Below are 14598 nucleotides of genomic sequence, written 5' to 3'. Positions count from 1 at the left end.
TTCAAAGGTAACCTTTGGCTCGTGCCAGTCGCAACGAAAAAAGCCCCGGGCTAGTGCCGGGGCTTTTCTTAAAACAGTTGCTAACTACTAAAAAGGCAGCTGGTCCATCTCAGGCTCCTGGCGGAAGCTTTGCTGAGGTTCCGCCACGGCTTGAGCATTTGCCTCGCCGGCAGCACCGCCGGCGGCATGAGGCCGGCCGCCCAGCATCGAAATTTCATCGGCGATGATTTCGGTTATGTAACGGGTCTGCTGATCTTTGTCCTGGTACTGGCGGGTGCGCAGTTTGCCTTCGATGTACACTTGCTGACCCTTTTTCAGGTACTTGTCAGCCATGTCGGCCAGTCCGCGCCACGCCGAGATGTTGTGCCACTCGGTGCGTTCCACGCGATTGCCTTGCTTGTCTTTGTAATAGTCGTTGGTAGCGAGGGTGAAGTGAGCCACGCTCACGCCGCCTTCCAAATGCCGCACTTCGGGGTCTTTGCCCAGGTTGCCTACCAGTATTACTTTGTTTACTCCGGCCATATTAATGCACGTTAGGAAATACAGAATCGAAAAAGCCACTCGGCCTTTCTTATCTCAAAGATAGAGATTTAAATTCAAAAACGCTATTGATTTGCTAAAATAAAGAGCATGCTTGGCTAATTATAATAGGCAAATCCAGTCAGATATTCTGGCTGCAGTAATTGGCAATCAGCTTCGGCTTGGGCAGGGCTTCGATTTCATCGGCCGAGTAAGCTCGCAGCCCTAAGTCGCGCAACGTGGTAGCCGGCAGGGGTTGAGCCAACGCCATGGGGTGAAACCGCGCCTCCAGCTTCTGGTGGCTCAATACGTGGCGATAGGCTGCTGATGGCTCGGCGGCTTGGCTGGTGTCGAGCTGCGCGCCCAGCGCGTCGAGATGGCGCAGGAGTTCGGCGGGTGGCAGGTCGGCCACGGTGGTTTCGGCCATAGCAAAGTCGTAGAGGCCCTGCCAGATGTCTTTCTCGCGGCGCTCGCGCAGGTATGTGTCTCCGTGCCGCAGCACGAAGTAATGGAAGTAGCGGGTGCGCGAGGCTTTGGCCTTGCTTTTCACCGGGAGCAGCGCCACCTGCCCGTGCTGAAACGCCCAGCACTGGCTTTGCAAAGGGCAAAACAGGCAATCCGGCTTCACGGGTGTGCACTGGATGGCCCCAAACTCCATAATGGCCTGGTTGAAGTCGGCCGGGGTGCTGGCCGGAATGTGCTGGTCGGCCAGGGCCTGGAATTCCTTGCGCGAACTGGGCGCAGCGATGTCCGAGTGCAAGCCGAAAATGCGGGCCAGCACGCGGTACACGTTGCCATCAAGCACGGCCACGGCCTCATCGAAGGCAAAGGAGGCAATGGCTGCTGCGGTGTACGGGCCCACGCCGCGCAACTGTAGCAAGCCGGCATAGGTGCTGGGGAACTGGCCCCCGTGCTCGTTCACTACCTGCTGGGCAGTGTGGTGCATGTTGCGGGCCCGGGAGTAGTAACCCAGGCCCTGCCAGTAGCGCAGCACCTCGGCCTCGGGGGCGGCTGCCAGGTCCTGCACCGTGGGGTAAGCCGCCAGGAAGGTTTCGTAGTAGGGGAGGCCCTGCGCCACGCGCGTTTGCTGAAGAATGACCTCCGACAGCCAAATAGCGTATGGGTCGCGGGTGTGGCGCCATGGCAGGTCCCGATGATGACGCGGATACCAGGCCAAAAGCGCGGCCGCCAGAAAGGAAGGCCGGGAAGTTATTTTGGTCAAAATTTTGAAAGCGAATAATTTGAGCCCCGGACTTGTTTAGGCGTCTGGGTTGGTAAAACAAAAAAGGGGGCTACCTTTGTGGCCCCAATTCAAGGGCGAACCGCCTACCGGGCAAGGGCTTACGCTGGAATTCGGGATTTTTTGCCTAAAAACGTAATTTTTTTAACCACCTAAGGACCATACCAACGTGACTAAAGCTGAGGTAATCGCCGAAATCTCCACGAAGACCGGCATCGAGAAAGCAGACGTATTGATGACTGTTGAAGCTTTCTTCAAAGTCGTAAAAGATTCAATGACGGAAGGCAACAACATTTATGTACGCGGCTTTGGCTCGTTCGTAAACAAGAAGCGCGCCCGTAAAGTAGCCCGTAACATCTCGAAAAACACGTCGCTCATCATCGAGGAGCACTACATCCCGAGCTTCAAGCCGTCGAAGACTTTCGTGGCAAAAATCAAGAACAGCAAGAAGGTCAAAGCTGTTGCCGCCAAAGCCTAAATTATCTAATCAGTAGTCGATATAAGGTGCGTAGTAAGATTGCTGAACACTTATTCGGGTTGACGATGTTACGTAGTCGGGCTACCGACCGGAGTACCAAACCACCGACTATCAGATAATGAATTACCGGCCGTGCCGCCGGTGTCTTTTCCGCAAGGGAAAGCCCGGCGGCCGGCTTTTTCAGCCTATGGCCACTACTCGTTCTGCTTCTCATCAATTGGTTGTCCTCGCCGCCGCACTCGCGCTGGTTGGGGGCCTGTACGTGTTGCCCAAGGGCATCGTGAAGCCAAAAGAAAGCCGCTCGGAGCTAAACAGTGACGCCGCCAAAACGGCCAACCGCGACGGCGGCGGTTCCAAAACCAACGGCTCCAAAACCGAGGCTTCCTCGGGCCCGGTACCGGCCACGGCTACCGACAACGGCGGTGCCCACTCCGACGACGACGGGCACGACCACAGTGCTTCGGCACCGGCGGCCGCCCCGCACACCACGACCAGCCCAGCCCAACGGGCGGAGCTGACGCGGTTGCTGGCGGAGTACAAAGCTGCGCCCAATGCGGCAGCTCAGTCGGCGGCAGCCATCACGCTGGCCCGCCGCTACGAAAGCGTGGAGCGGTTTGACAGCGCCGGCTACTACCTGGAGCAGGTGGCTTTGGCCAGCCCAAGCGCCCAAAACTGGCAGCGGGCAGCCGATGCTTACTTCCAAGCGTTTAGCTTTGCGGCTTCCGACGAGCGGGTAAAACTGCTCGGTGGCAAGTCGCGGGAGCTTTATGCGAAAGTGTTGCAGAAGGAGCCGGGCAACTTAGATGCTAAAACCAACCTCGGCATGGCCTACATGGCCTCCGACAACCCCGTGCAGGGCGTTTCGCTCCTGCGCGAAGTACTGGAAGCGGACCCCGCAACGAGAAAGCCCTCTACAACATGGGCATTCTGGCGGTACAAAGCAACCAGTACGACAAAGCCGTGAAGCGTTTCCAGGACCTGGTGAAAGTCAATCCGAAAAACGTGAACGGCCAGTTTTACCTCGGCGTGACCCTGGCCCGCACCGGTGCCAAGGAAGAAGCCAAGGCGGCCTTCCTCACGGCCAAAAGCCTCAGCGCCGACCCGGCGCTGGCCGCTTCGGTCGACGAGGAGATTGCCAAATTGAAGTAGCTACAATCCAATCAAACACCAACTTAACCCCCAAGCATCATGCCCTGCGGTAAAAAAGAAAGCGTCATAAGATTGCCACTCACAAGCGCAAGAAGCGCCTGCGCAAGAACCGCCACAAGAAGAAGTAAGCCTCACGGGGCGTAGCGACGGCCGGCAGTTTTCCTAACGGGAAAGGAGCCAGCCGTCTATCTCTCACGTAGCCTCCTGGGTGTGGCCGCGTTGGGTGCTTTTCCCGTGGCTCGCGAGGGAAGCCAGAACCTTGGGTTCTGGCTTCCTTTGCCGGTTTCGGGGTAGTGCTTTAGCGGCATCACCGGCAGGTTACCTTAACTAAATCAATGCTTTGAGTAATGAATTAGTGATTAATTCTACTCAGGAAGGCGAGCGAATTGCGTTGTTGCAGGACAAGCGGTTGATTGAATACCACTTTGACCGCAACGATACCAATTACTCAGTAGGCGACATCTTCCTGGGCACCGTGAAAAAGGTGATGCCCGGCTTGAACGCGGCTTTTGTGGACATCGGCTACGAAAAAGACGCGTTTCTGCACTACGGCGACCTCGGCGAACAATACAACTCCTTTACCAAGTGGGTGCGGACGGTTCAAAGTGGTCGCGCGGCAACGGCTGACCTCGACAAGTTCACGTTTGAGCCCCCGCTGGACAAGGTGGGCAAGGCGGAGAGCGTATTCAAGAAAGGCCAGCAAATCGTCGTTCAAATCATCAAGGAGCCGATTTCGACCAAAGGCCCCCGCGTGAGTACCGACATTTCGATGGCGGGCCGCTACCTCGTACTGATGCCCTTTTCGAACACGATTAGCGTCAGCAAGAAAATTGTGAGCAAGGCCGAGCGCGACCGGCTCAAGCGTCTTATTGCCAGCATCAAGCCCAACAACTTCGGCGTCATCATCCGCACCGTGGCGGAGGGTCGTGAAGTGGCCGAGCTGGACAAGGACATGCAGGACATGGTGGCCAAGTGGGAGCAACTCTACACCACGCTCCGCACGGCTAAGCCCAACGACAAAGTGCTGGGCGAACTCGGCCGCACCTCGTCGATGCTCCGCGACATGCTTAACGAATCTTTCGACAGCATCATGGTGGACGCCCCGGCCATGTACGAGGAGATGCGCGACTATCTCCAGAAAATCGCGCCCGACAAGTTGGGCTTGCTGAAGCTACACAACTCGAAAATTAAAATCTTCGAGCAAACGGGCATCGAAAAACAGCTCAAGACGCTGTTTGGCAAGACCGTGACCGTGCCCGGCGGCGGCTACCTCGTCATCGAGCACACCGAAGCCCTGCACGTCATCGACGTGAACTCGGGCAGCAAGAGCAACCAGGAGAACGACCAAGAGGCTACGGCTCTCATGATTAACCTGCTGGCTGCGAAAGAAGTAGCGCGGCAGCTGCGCCTGCGCGACATGGGCGGCATCATCGTGATTGACTTCATCGACATGCGCTCGGCCGAGAGCCGTAAGAAGGTGGAAGACACGGTGCGCGACGTGATGAAGGCAGACAAAGCCAAATTCACGGTGCTGCCCATCACCAAGTTTGGCCTGCTGCAAATCACCCGCCAGCGGGTGCGGCCGGCCGAGAACATCGTGACCGGCGAGGTGTGCCCCACCTGCGGCGGCACGGGCAAGATTTCGGCATCCATCCAGGTGACCGACGACATCGACAACAGCATCGACGACCTGCTGGTGAACCAGAACCAGTCGGGCATCACGCTGTCGGTGCATCCATTCCTGTACGCTTACTACACCAAAGGGCTGATTTCGCGCCAGATGAAGTGGTACCTCAAGTACTACAAGTGGGTGAAAGTGGTGAACGATAGCAGCCTGGGCCTGACCGACTACCGCATCGAAGACGAGCGGGGCGAGGAAATCCAGCTGCGCTCGTCGGCCGCGGCCATGAGCCGTTTACAGGACCGCGAGGTTGAAATCGTAGACTAAGTGGTTGTGATTAAAGAAAAGCCCCGCCACTTGCACGAATGCAGGCGGCGGGGCTTTTCTTTACCGGCTTGCGCTGGTAGCTCAAAATTAGAATTTGATGCCCAGGTCCAGCGAAATTGAGCTGTTTTTGATGGTGATGTCTTTGAAGCCGCGGGTCTTCTCGAAGTAGCGGTCAATGTCGACCAGGCCGCGGTGGTAGCTGATGCCGCCGAAAACCTTGGTGCTCTGCGCCGCTGGAACTCGGCGCCGAAGCTGGCCAGGGCATCGGCATCGAAAATTAGAACGTGGTCGCTGGACTTCGTTTCGTTGTTGGTGGCCGGGTCGGTGTAGAACTTGCTGCTGTTGATGCGGGTGCCGATGGGCACGTTGAGCGAGCCGCCCACCTGGAAGTAGAGGCGCGTATCGGGCGCAATTTCGTTGGTGAACAGCTTCACCGTCAGCGGCACGCCCAGGTACTGGGTGCTAATCTTCTGCTTGGCCGTGAAAGGCTGGCCGGTGACGCCGTTCGAAACGTCCTTGTAGCTGATGGTGCCGCCTTTGCCGGTGAGCAGCAAGCCGGTGCTGAAGGCATAATTTTCCCCGAAGAAGTAGTCGACTACCAGCCCGCCGCCAAAGCCGAACTTGCTGGCGTCGCTGGCAAAGGCATTATCGGTGGGCGACTCAGCCCGCAGGCTGGTGATGGATGGCGACACTTTCAGCCCAATTTCGAACTGCGCCGAGGCTGATTGGATGGTGGCCATAAGGACCAGCAGGGCAAGGAATAACTTTTTCATAGAAGGCAGATAGCCCGCGGCCCCCGGCAACTGCCGGCTGCCAACGGGTTGTTGGCTAATTTTGCCCCAAAGTAACGCGCGTGAATAAGAATAATTTTGCCTGGCGGCGCTGGCTGCCCTTGTTTTTTGGATTGAGCCTAGGGTTGGGTGCCTGCAAAAGCGGGCCCGCCGACGGCTGCCGTACCGATGCTGCGGCCGATGCCCCTGCAGTGCCGATGAACTTGAAGCGGTTGGAACCCCAGTTCTTCAAGATTAAAACCCCCGCCGACGCCCGCCAATTCCTGGATGCCAACCCGGCTTTTGCCCGCTACTACCTGCAGCGGCAGCCCGGCAACACCCAAGAGATAGAAAAGATGCTGCCCCAGCCTGGCCACCAATGCCGCTTTGCAGCAGTTGGGCCGGGAAACAGCGGCTGCCTTTCCCGACAATGGCGTGCTGGCCCGGGACTTGGGCGAGATGTTCCGCCGGGTGCATTATTACTTCCCCGACTTTAAGGTGCCGCCGGCCGTTACGTACGTGAGCGGGTTCCTGAGCAAGGATATTTATGTGAACGACAGCCTGCTGGTGCTCAGTCTGGACTGGTTTGCGGGCCCCAAAGCCAGCAAGCGGCCCGACTTGCCGCAGTACATGCTGCGCCGCTACACGCCGGCCGGCCTGCTGCCGCTGCTCACCCAAAACGTATCGAGCAAGTACAACCGCCACGAGTGACGGCCAATACCACGCTCGACGCCATGGTACATGCTGGGAAGGCGCTGTATTTCGCCAGCCAGATGCTGCCATGCACGCCCGATTCTCTGCTGCTGGGCTACACCAGCCGCGAAATGGTGGGCCTGGAAGCGAACGAGCCCCGGGTGTGGGGCCACTTTCTGGAGAAGAACCTGCTGTATTCGACCACGCCGTTTCTGGTGCAGAAATACGTGGGCGAGCGCCCCAACGTGCCCGAAATCGACAAGACCTGCCCGGGTCGGGTGGGGCAGTGGGTCGGCCTGCAGATTGTGCGCAAGTACGTAGCCGAGCACCCCGAAGTGAGCCTGGGCCGGCTGATGGCCGAAAAGAATGCCCAGCGCATCCTGAACGAGTCGCACTACCGGCCCAAGCGTGACTGAGTAACTGAGTGACAGAGCGAATGTGCTGTAAACCTCATCATTCACTCAGTTACTCAGTTACTCAGTCGCTCAGTGATTCCATGCACATCGCCGTTTTCAGCCAGTATCACACCAACCCCGACTGTCCGGCCACCAGCCGGCACTACACGCTGCTGGCCCACATTGCCAAAACGCACCGGGTAACGCTGCTGACCACGCCCGCCTGGAAAAGCCAGCGCCTGACCCAGGAATTTGCCTGGGTGCCCGCCGGCGTGGAAATCCGGGAGGCGAAGGTGCCTTACGACAACAAAATGGGACCGGCCCGGCGGGCATTAGCTTTTGCCCAATACGCGGGGTGGGCCGTGCGCGAGGCTTGCGAATTGATAAGCCGGATGTTATCTGGGGCATCAGCACGCCGCTCACGGCCGCTTGGGCGGCCGCGCAGGTAGCGCGGTGGCGCCAGGTGCCGTGGGTGTTTGAGGTGCAGGATTTGTGGCCTTCGTTTCCCATCGCCATGGGGGCGGTGCCTACGGCGCTGGCCCGGCAGCAGCTGTATAGCCTGGAGAAATGGCTTTATCAAAGCGCCCGACACATTCTCCCGCTCTCGCCGGACATGGCGCGCTACGTGATGGACTTGGGCGTTGACCCCAGCAAAGTCACCACGGTGCTCAATGGCACGGACCTGGAGTTGGCGGCGCGCGCTACTCCCGAAGCAGTAGCTTCTCTGCGGCAGCAGCAAGGCTTAGCCGGCAAGCGCGTCATCCTCTACGCGGGCACCTTCGGGCGGGCCAATGATATTCCGACGCTGGTGGCGGCGGCCGAAGCCATGGCGGCAGTCGATGCTGATACGGTGTGGCTATTTTTGGGTCATGGCTTTTTCGAGCCGCTGATTGCGGCGGCGGCGGCCCGCTGGCCCGGGCGTATTCGGCTGGTAGGGGGCAGGCCCGGCACGAGGTGTTCAGCTGGTTTGCGCTGGCCGAGGTGTCGGTGGTGTCGTTTCTGGGCCTGGCGGTGCTCGATTCCAACTCCCCGGCTAAGCTGTATGATTCGCTGGCCGTCGGCACGCCGGTCGTGGTTACCAATGGCGGCTGGACCAAGGCCCTGGTCGAGCAGCACGGCTGCGGCTGGTACGTGCCGGCTGGCAATTCAGAAGCTCTTGAGCTAAAACTGCGGGCTATTTTAGCTCAACCTGAAGTGCTGGCCGAGGCGGGAGCGAAGGGGAAGCAACTGGCTGTTGTTGCCTTTGACCGCCAGCAGCTAGCTCTGCAAGTACAAGAAATATTAGAGGCCGCGGCAGGCTAATTAGAAGCTAGACTTTGGCGTTAACTTTTGCTACAGCGGTTTCGGGTTCGGGTGCCGCAGCGCGAAAGTAGCGCGGACTTTGTAGTCCGCGTCCCCGCGCCGTTCAAGGACGTTCATGTTTCCACCGGGGACGCGGACTACAAAGTCCGCGCTACACACAGCGGCCTATACACGGACCTTAAATCGCACTAAATCTCACTTCACCGCTCCACATGTCGGGGTTGAGCTAAACTCTGCTCTTGCAAGTCGTGCCTAGGCTCTGAAGTTAGGCCTGAGGCTTACGTAGTGGGAATGGGCTCGTAGGCGAGGGCTTTGCCGAAGTGCTTTTCAAAGTAAGCGCAGGCGGGCGCTAGCGGGCAAATGCTGCACTTGGGCGAGCGGGCTACGCAGATGTAGCGGCCGTGCAGAATCAGCCAATGGTGGGCCTTATTGATAAGCTCCTCGGGGATATACCGAACCAGGGCCTTCTCCACAGCCAGCGGCGTGGTAGCAGTTTTAGGGACAAGGCCGATGCGGTGCGATACCCGAAACACGTGCGTGTCGACGGCCATGGCGGGCAGGTTGTAGATAACCGAGGCCACCACGTTGGCCGTTTTGCGGCCCACGCCGGGCAGGCGCTGCAGCTCCTCAATCTGGCTGGGTACTTCGCCGCCAAACTCCTCGGTGAGCATGCGGCCCAGGCCGGCCAGGTGCTTGGCCTTGTTGTTGGGATAGGAGACGCTGCGGATGTGCACGAAGATTTCTTCGGCTGTGGCCGAGCCCAAGTGGGCCGCCGTAGGAAACTGCTCCAACAGGCCCGGCATTATCTGGTTTACGCGCTTGTCGGTGCACTGCGCGCTGAGCACCACAGCCACTATCAGCTCGTACGGGTTGCCGTAAACCAGGCTCGGTTTTAGGCTCCGGAAAGTTGGTGGTGAAGTAGTCCAGAAAGTAGCGGAATCGGTCGGGGCGGCGCATAATGGCAGAGGTATTGGCACAAAAAAACTGTCATCCCGGGCACAGCGAAGAGCCGGAGGGCAGGCGAACAGCAAGCAGTAAAAAATAAAATTACTGCGGTTGGTTCAACCGGCCTTCGGACCTTCGCTGCCTTGGGGATGACAGCAACTGGTATTGAGCTAACTTAATTGGGCTACGACGCCGCCATAAACGTGCGGGAGTACTGCAAAATGGCGTCGGTGGTGGCTTGCCGGGGCTCGCGGCGCAGGCCGTCGAGGGTGCGTTGGGCCAGGAGCAGGTCGGCGCAGGCCGTGGCGAGCTCAGGGTCGTGTTGCAGCGCTTCCTCTACGCCGCGCAGCTCGCTAGCTGGCAATTCGTTGTACACATAGCGGAGCAGTGTCGAATGGGGTAATGTTTGAATCATAATAATGAGAATTGGCGGTCATTTTCTTTCGCAGGTTTATCAGCGCGTACCGCATCCGGCCCAGGGCCGTGTTGATGCTAACCCCGGTTGCGTCAGCAATTTCCTGAAAACTCATGTCGCCGTAATGACGCATGAGCAACACCTCCTTTTGGGCGGCTGGAAGCTCCTGTATTAACGCCCGAAGCCGGGTGTGGGTTTCTTCCCGGGACAAGATGTCGTCCGGGCCGTCGTCGTCGATGGTAAGCGTACTCGCCAGCCGCTCGTTGTCGGTGAGGCTCACGTGGGGCACACGCTTGCCGCGCCGGAACGAATCGATGGCCAGGTTGTGGGCAATGCGGCAAATCCAGGGCGCGAACTTGCCTTCTTCGTTGTAGCGGCCACTTTTGAGGGTGTGGATGGCCTTGATAAACGTGTCCTGCAACAGGTCTTCGGCCACGTCCTCGTCGCGCACGATGAGCAGGATGGTGGTGTAGGCACGGCTCCGGTGCCGCTCCAAAAGGAGAGCGAACGCGGATTCCTGGCCGGCCAGGTAGAGCGAGATGAGCGCGGAGTCGCTAGGCTGCAAGAGGTCCATAAAGGGCTACGGATTAAGAGAACGTAGAGCTTTAGGCCAATAGTATGCAGTTATCTGAAAAATTTGAGAAAGCGACGAGTAGTCGGGCTTCGAACCCGCTAGAATCAGACCAAATGTAGAGGAATGACTTGCACTTGCGCAATAGATGAGAATTTAAAAAAGACAAAATCTTTTAGCTCAACTTACGCAACCTTCATCCTTTCTTCATTTAAGGCCTTTTTAAGATAATTCTCCCAATAAAAAAATGTATATAATGCTGAGCTTAGATACAGTGGCGCAACTCTCGCGCTAGCCGGCCAGCCAGCGGTAGGCGGCCGCTTCGTCCGTGAACAGGCCCGTGGCAAAGCCCTGGTCCGGGCGCTGGGTGCCGCTAATGGTGGCCACGGAGCTGCCCGAATGTTCCTGCTGGGCCCGCATGGGCGACACCAGAAAGGCAATGCGCACGGGCTCGGCGTAGCGGCGCGGCAGCTTGGGGAAGAAGTCAGCGTTGACCCAGGCCGTGACCTCGGGCGTGGTGAGCTCCTCGCGCCGGCGCAGGTCGAGCAGCCAGCGGCCGCAGTCCATGGCGTCGGCCGCGTCGAGGATGGCAAAGAATCCGGCCTTGAGCTCGGGCACGCTGATTTCGCGCTGCCACCGGGCCACGAGGGCCGGCAGGTCGGGGCGGGGCGTTATTTCCAGGCCGAAATCTTGCATGAGCCGGGGCGGCGAGCGGGTTGAGCGTCAGTCTACAAGGTAGGCAAAAGGGGCGGGCTCTTCCAAGCGGCTGAGGAGGCGGGGTTACCTTTGCGCCCCCGGCGCCTCACCGGGGCTTTTTCGCGTTTTATGCTTCCTCCTGCCGCTGCTCCCGTTGCCCACGACCCCTACGCTGCCCTTCGTCTGCCCGAATTCCGCCGGTTAGTTTCGGCCCGGGTCATGTACATCGTCGCCAGCCAGATTCAGGGCGTGGTGGTGGGCTGGCAGATTTACGAGCTTACCAACAACCCCCTGGCCCTTGGCCTGATTGGCTTGGCCGAGGCCATTCCCAGTATCACGGTGTCGCTCTACGCGGGGCACGTGGCCGATTCGGTGCCGCGCAAGCGCATCATCGTGCCGGCCATGGTGGTGCTGTTTCTCTGCTCGCTGAGCTTGTTTTTGTTGACCAAGCCGGCCGGCATGGCGCTGTTTGCCAACAAGCAGGTGCTGGCCTACCCGCTGTACGTGGCCATGCTGTACGTGGTGCTGTTTGTGAGCGGCATTGCGCGCGGGTTTATGGGGCCGGCGCTGTTTTCGTTTATGCCCCGCCTGCTGCCCAGCCGCGATTTATTGTCCAATGCCGTGACCTGGAACTCGACCACCTGGCAGGCCTCCGCCGTACTGGGGCCGGCCATCGGCGGGCTCTTGTTTGCCCAGCAGGGCAAAGGCTTTGCCTACGGAGTTGATGCGGCCCTGATGTTTACTTCCCTGCTGCTCTTTATCAGTATTGCGGGGCGGGCGCTGCCGGAGCGTGAGGGCCAGAAGCTGAACCTGAGCGAGAGCGTGCTGAGCGGCGTGCGGTTTATTTTCAACAACCAGATTGTGCTCGCGGCGCTGTCGCTAGACTTGTTTGCGGTCCTGTTTGGTGGGGCCGTGGCGCTGCTCCCCATTTTTGCCAAAGACATCCTGCATACCGGCCCCGACGGCCTGGGCTACCTGCGCGCCGCCCCGGCCGTGGGCTCCGTGCTTATGGCCGTGTGGCTTACGTACTCGCCGCTACGGCGCGGGGCGGGCCGCAAGCTGCTGTGGGCGGTGGCGGGCTTCGGCTTGGCCACCATTTGCTTTGCCCTATCGAAGAGCTTCGCCCTATCGCTGTTTCTGCTATTTCTGACCGGCGTATTCGACTCGGTTTCGGTCATCGTGCGTTCCACGCTCATCCACACCTATACCCCGGAGTACATGAAAGGGCGCGTCTCGGCCGTGAACAATATCTTCATCGGTTCCTCGAACGAGATTGGGGCGTTTGAAAGCGGCGCCGCAGCCAAGCTGATGGGCACGGTAACGTCGGTTGTATTTGGTGGGATGATGACCTTGGTGGTCGTGGCCATCACAGCATGGCGGGCGAATAAGCTGCGGGAGCTGGAGATGGGCACGAAGTGAGGCGGTTGGGGATTGAGCTAGAACCTATTCGCATAATGCCCTCCCCCAAAAAAGCCGTCATGCTGAGCGCAGTCGAAGCATCTCGCTCGGAGTAGTAATTCAATCGTTCAACGGAAGGAATACTGCCCCATGCGAGATGCATCGACTGCGCTCAGCATGAGGGTCTTTTTCGGATAGGCTCTTAGCTTTCGCTGCAGAATCAGCTCAATTCTCAGCGTTACCCTTCACTCGATTGAGTTGGCCGGCCCGCCGTGGGGCCTTCGTTCGCCAGCAGTGCTGCGTACTGTTCCGGGGTATCCACATCCAATAAACCGCCGGGGAAGGGCACCCGGCCCACTGCCTGGCCCAGGCTGGCGAGGAGGCGGCTGGCTCCTTGAGCGCCTTCCAGGTTCTGTAGCGCCGGCAGCAGGCTTTGGTCGAAAATGGCCGGCACGCCCAGAGTATCGCCATACGCGGCTGCCACCGCGAGGGCGTGAGTTTGCTGCAGTTGGGCTACCACCGATGCAGCAGCTCCGGCGTCACAAGGGGCTGGTCGCTCAGCATGATTAGGTAGGCAGTGGGCTGAAATTGAGCTGCGGCAATCACGCCCGCTCGGATAGAAGAGGCCATGCCGGTTTTCCACTCTGGATTGTGGATAACCTGAATGGGCAGGTCAGCGATTTCGGCTGCCAGGGCGTCGTGAACCGCTCCGGTGACCAGCACCACGGGCCGGCAGCCGGTAGCCACGGCAGTTTCGGCGGCATGGCGCAGCAGGGTGCGGCCGCGATACGGGAGCAGCTGCTTGGGCTGGCCCATGCGGGTAGAAGCCCCAGCCGCCAGCAACAGCAGCGCCACCGTCCCGGGTTGAGCCGAACCGGTGGGGCTGGAAAGAGGAAGGAGTCGCTCGGTCACTTAAGTCAATTTACTGCCCGGGATTTTGTCGAGCGTGAAGCACGCAGCATGACTTGCCGAATGTTGCTTTCTAAAAGAAGCCGCTGCTACTCGCACCGCACGTAGGGCCGCATCTTCTCCCAGTCCTCCACCTTCAAAATCGGAATCTGCTTTAAGTCTTCCACCCGCTTGAAGGGCCCGTGCTGGTTGCGGTAGGCCACGATGATGCGCGCCCGTGGCTTGCCGATGTAGGGGTGCAGGTACAGCTCGTCAAACGTGGCCGTGTTCACGTTCACGAGCTTGGGCGCAAAGCCGGGCTCCACGAAGGTGTATTTCTTCAGGCTGTCGCGCAAGTCGGGCGCGTCGCGCAGCACAAAGACTTCATCCAGCTGGTCTTCCCGCAGGTAGCCGCCCAGCTGGTTGCGGTAGCGGACCACCCACTTGGCGCGGCCCGCCCCAATGCCGCGAATCTGCATCAGTTGGGTGGTGTCGGCGGTGTTCAGGTTAAACGGCTGCAGGTTGCGCGGCTTGCTCGGAAACTTGCTGGTGCCCGCGAAGGGCGGAAACTTCCCGTCGGGCCCCGGCTTGCTGGTGGCGTAGTCGGGCCGCTCGCCCCGGGCGGGAACCTCCTCGGGCAGCTGCATAAAGGAGCCAGCCGCTGGTACACGTCGTCTTCCAGGCCGTACATCTTCTTCACCTGAGCTTTGGCCTTGAACCCGCCCGCGGCATCGCGATACTTCACCATGCGAGCCGCTACGAAGTGCGGCACGCCGCGCGCTTCCCAGTCCTCGGCCGTGAGCGCATTGGGGTCGAAAGGAGCCAGCTCAACCTGCGCCACGGTGGGGTAGCGCGAGCGGATGCCGTCGCGGCGTGTATAGTCGCGTCTGGGGTAGCGCGAGGCGTAGGTGTTGTCGGTGCTGCGGTGTTCCTTGAGCTCCGCCACCAGCTTGTCGAGGCCTTGTTGGTCGGCTTCGGGTAGGTACACGGGCGCTGCCGGGCGCAAAAGAATGGGCGCGACCATGGCCGCCAGCATCAGCGCCAGCAGCCCCACCATGCCCCGGGCTTCGCCCCGCGAGTACCCCATGTGGCGGCGCACCCAGCGCATGGGCCCGGAGTTGTCCCATTCCCAGCGGGGGCGTGGTGGAGGGGGCGTAGCAGCCATGGACGGCAATAGTGCCAGCATGTCGC

Annotated in this window: 17 protein-coding genes and 3 pseudogenes; 9 read left to right on the top strand and 11 right to left on the bottom strand. The window is 59.6% G+C overall.

Annotation, left to right across the window (positions count from 1 at the left end; genetic code table 11):
* Nucleotides 1-87: 87 nt before the first annotated feature.
* Both ACFQT0_RS00960 and mutY read right to left on the bottom strand, forming a co-directional pair.
* Complete coding sequence (locus ACFQT0_RS00960; RefSeq protein ID WP_380199628.1) at nt 88-522, bottom strand: single-stranded DNA-binding protein; 435 nt, start codon at nt 520-522, stop codon at nt 88-90.
* 139 nt (nt 523-661) lie between these two features.
* On the bottom strand, nt 662-1696 hold the full coding sequence (gene mutY, locus ACFQT0_RS00955; RefSeq protein WP_380199626.1) for an A/G-specific adenine glycosylase: 1035 nt from the start codon (nt 1694-1696) through the stop codon (nt 662-664).
* 232 nt (nt 1697-1928) lie between these two features.
* On the opposite strand from mutY, the gene ACFQT0_RS00950 reads away from it, so the two are divergent.
* From ACFQT0_RS00950 to ACFQT0_RS00935, 4 genes are all read left to right on the top strand, one after another.
* Complete coding sequence (locus ACFQT0_RS00950; RefSeq protein ID WP_046244842.1) at nt 1929-2237, top strand: HU family DNA-binding protein; 309 nt, start codon at nt 1929-1931, stop codon at nt 2235-2237.
* Between the two features lie 187 nt (nt 2238-2424).
* Nucleotides 2425-3201 (top strand): tetratricopeptide repeat protein, encoded by a 777-nt coding sequence (locus ACFQT0_RS00945; RefSeq protein WP_380199624.1) that lies wholly within the window; start codon nt 2425-2427, stop codon nt 3199-3201.
* Nucleotides 3156-3386, top strand: coding sequence for a tetratricopeptide repeat protein (locus ACFQT0_RS00940; protein ID WP_380199622.1), 231 nt, complete (start codon nt 3156-3158; stop codon nt 3384-3386). Before ACFQT0_RS00945 ends, ACFQT0_RS00940 begins: the two co-directional genes overlap by 46 nt.
* Nucleotides 3387-3726: 340 nt before the next feature.
* Nucleotides 3727-5334, top strand: coding sequence for an Rne/Rng family ribonuclease (locus tag ACFQT0_RS00935; protein ID WP_380199620.1), 1608 nt, complete (start codon nt 3727-3729; stop codon nt 5332-5334).
* On the opposite strand, the gene ACFQT0_RS00930 is transcribed toward ACFQT0_RS00935, so the two are convergent.
* Nucleotides 5331-6107, bottom strand: coding sequence for a porin family protein (locus ACFQT0_RS00930; protein WP_380199618.1), 777 nt, complete (start codon nt 6105-6107; stop codon nt 5331-5333). The genes ACFQT0_RS00935 and ACFQT0_RS00930 overlap by 4 nt on opposite strands.
* Before the next feature lie 80 nt (nt 6108-6187).
* On the opposite strand from ACFQT0_RS00930, the pseudogene ACFQT0_RS31490 reads away from it, so the two are divergent.
* From ACFQT0_RS31490 to ACFQT0_RS00905, 4 genes and pseudogenes are all read left to right on the top strand, one after another.
* Nucleotides 6188-7213, top strand: a pseudogene (locus ACFQT0_RS31490) (gliding motility protein GldB-related protein).
* Nucleotides 7214-7293: 80 nt separating this feature from the next.
* Nucleotides 7294-7641 carry a hypothetical protein gene (locus tag ACFQT0_RS00915; RefSeq protein WP_380199612.1) on the top strand — a complete coding sequence of 116 codons (348 nt, stop codon included), beginning with the start codon at nt 7294-7296 and terminating at the stop codon, nt 7639-7641.
* Nucleotides 7548-7820 (top strand): annotated as a pseudogene (locus tag ACFQT0_RS00910) (glycosyltransferase); the annotation flags it as partial. The gene ACFQT0_RS00915 and the pseudogene ACFQT0_RS00910, both read left to right, overlap by 94 nt.
* 224 nt (nt 7821-8044) lie before the next feature.
* Entirely contained in the window at nt 8045-8494 is a 450-nt protein-coding gene (locus ACFQT0_RS00905; RefSeq protein WP_380205878.1) for a glycosyltransferase, read from the top strand.
* A 278-nt stretch (nt 8495-8772) separates the two neighbouring features.
* Here the strand turns inward: ACFQT0_RS00905 and nth are convergent.
* The 4 genes and pseudogenes from nth to ACFQT0_RS00885 all read right to left on the bottom strand — a co-directional run bounded on the left by nth (nt 8773) and on the right by ACFQT0_RS00885 (nt 11121).
* Nucleotides 8773-9451, bottom strand: a pseudogene (gene nth / locus ACFQT0_RS00900) (endonuclease III).
* A gap of 172 nt (nt 9452-9623) precedes the next feature.
* A complete protein-coding gene (locus ACFQT0_RS00895) occupies nt 9624-9815 on the bottom strand; it encodes a hypothetical protein (RefSeq protein ID WP_380199610.1) in 192 nt (63 codons plus the stop codon).
* Nucleotides 9793-10428, bottom strand: a complete 636-nt coding sequence (locus ACFQT0_RS00890; RefSeq protein WP_380199608.1) for an RNA polymerase sigma factor — start codon at nt 10426-10428, stop codon at nt 9793-9795. The genes ACFQT0_RS00895 and ACFQT0_RS00890 overlap by 23 nt, the downstream gene beginning before the upstream one ends.
* A 288-nt stretch (nt 10429-10716) precedes the next feature.
* Nucleotides 10717-11121 (bottom strand): hypothetical protein, encoded by a 405-nt coding sequence (locus tag ACFQT0_RS00885; RefSeq protein ID WP_380199606.1) that lies wholly within the window; start codon nt 11119-11121, stop codon nt 10717-10719.
* Nucleotides 11122-11250: 129 nt separating this feature from the next.
* On the opposite strand from ACFQT0_RS00885, the gene ACFQT0_RS00880 reads away from it, so the two are divergent.
* The gene (locus ACFQT0_RS00880; RefSeq protein WP_380199604.1) at nt 11251-12540 is read left to right on the top strand and encodes an MFS transporter; all 1290 of its coding nucleotides are present in this window, start codon (nt 11251-11253) and stop codon (nt 12538-12540) included.
* Between the two features lie 217 nt (nt 12541-12757).
* Here ACFQT0_RS00880 and ACFQT0_RS00875 read toward each other — a convergent pair whose 3' ends face one another.
* The 4 genes from ACFQT0_RS00875 to ACFQT0_RS00860 form a co-directional block, all read right to left on the bottom strand.
* Nucleotides 12758-13039 (bottom strand): hypothetical protein, encoded by a 282-nt coding sequence (locus ACFQT0_RS00875; RefSeq protein WP_380199602.1) that lies wholly within the window; start codon nt 13037-13039, stop codon nt 12758-12760.
* Nucleotides 13033-13431, bottom strand: coding sequence for a nucleotidyltransferase family protein (locus tag ACFQT0_RS00870; RefSeq protein WP_380199600.1), 399 nt, complete (start codon nt 13429-13431; stop codon nt 13033-13035). Before ACFQT0_RS00870 ends, ACFQT0_RS00875 begins: the two co-directional genes overlap by 7 nt.
* 86 nt (nt 13432-13517) lie before the next feature.
* Nucleotides 13518-13886 carry a helix-hairpin-helix domain-containing protein gene (locus ACFQT0_RS00865; protein WP_380199598.1) on the bottom strand — a complete coding sequence of 123 codons (369 nt, stop codon included), beginning with the start codon at nt 13884-13886 and terminating at the stop codon, nt 13518-13520.
* Nucleotides 13887-13909: 23 nt separating this feature from the next.
* Nucleotides 13910-14593 carry a ComEA family DNA-binding protein gene (locus tag ACFQT0_RS00860; RefSeq protein ID WP_380199596.1) on the bottom strand — a complete coding sequence of 228 codons (684 nt, stop codon included), beginning with the start codon at nt 14591-14593 and terminating at the stop codon, nt 13910-13912.
* Nucleotides 14594-14598: the final 5 nt, after the last annotated feature.

The organism is Hymenobacter humi (assembly GCF_042665855.1).
Lineage (GTDB): Bacteria > Bacteroidota > Bacteroidia > Cytophagales > Hymenobacteraceae > Hymenobacter > Hymenobacter humi.
This window is presented reverse-complemented; position numbering and strand designations above follow the sequence as displayed.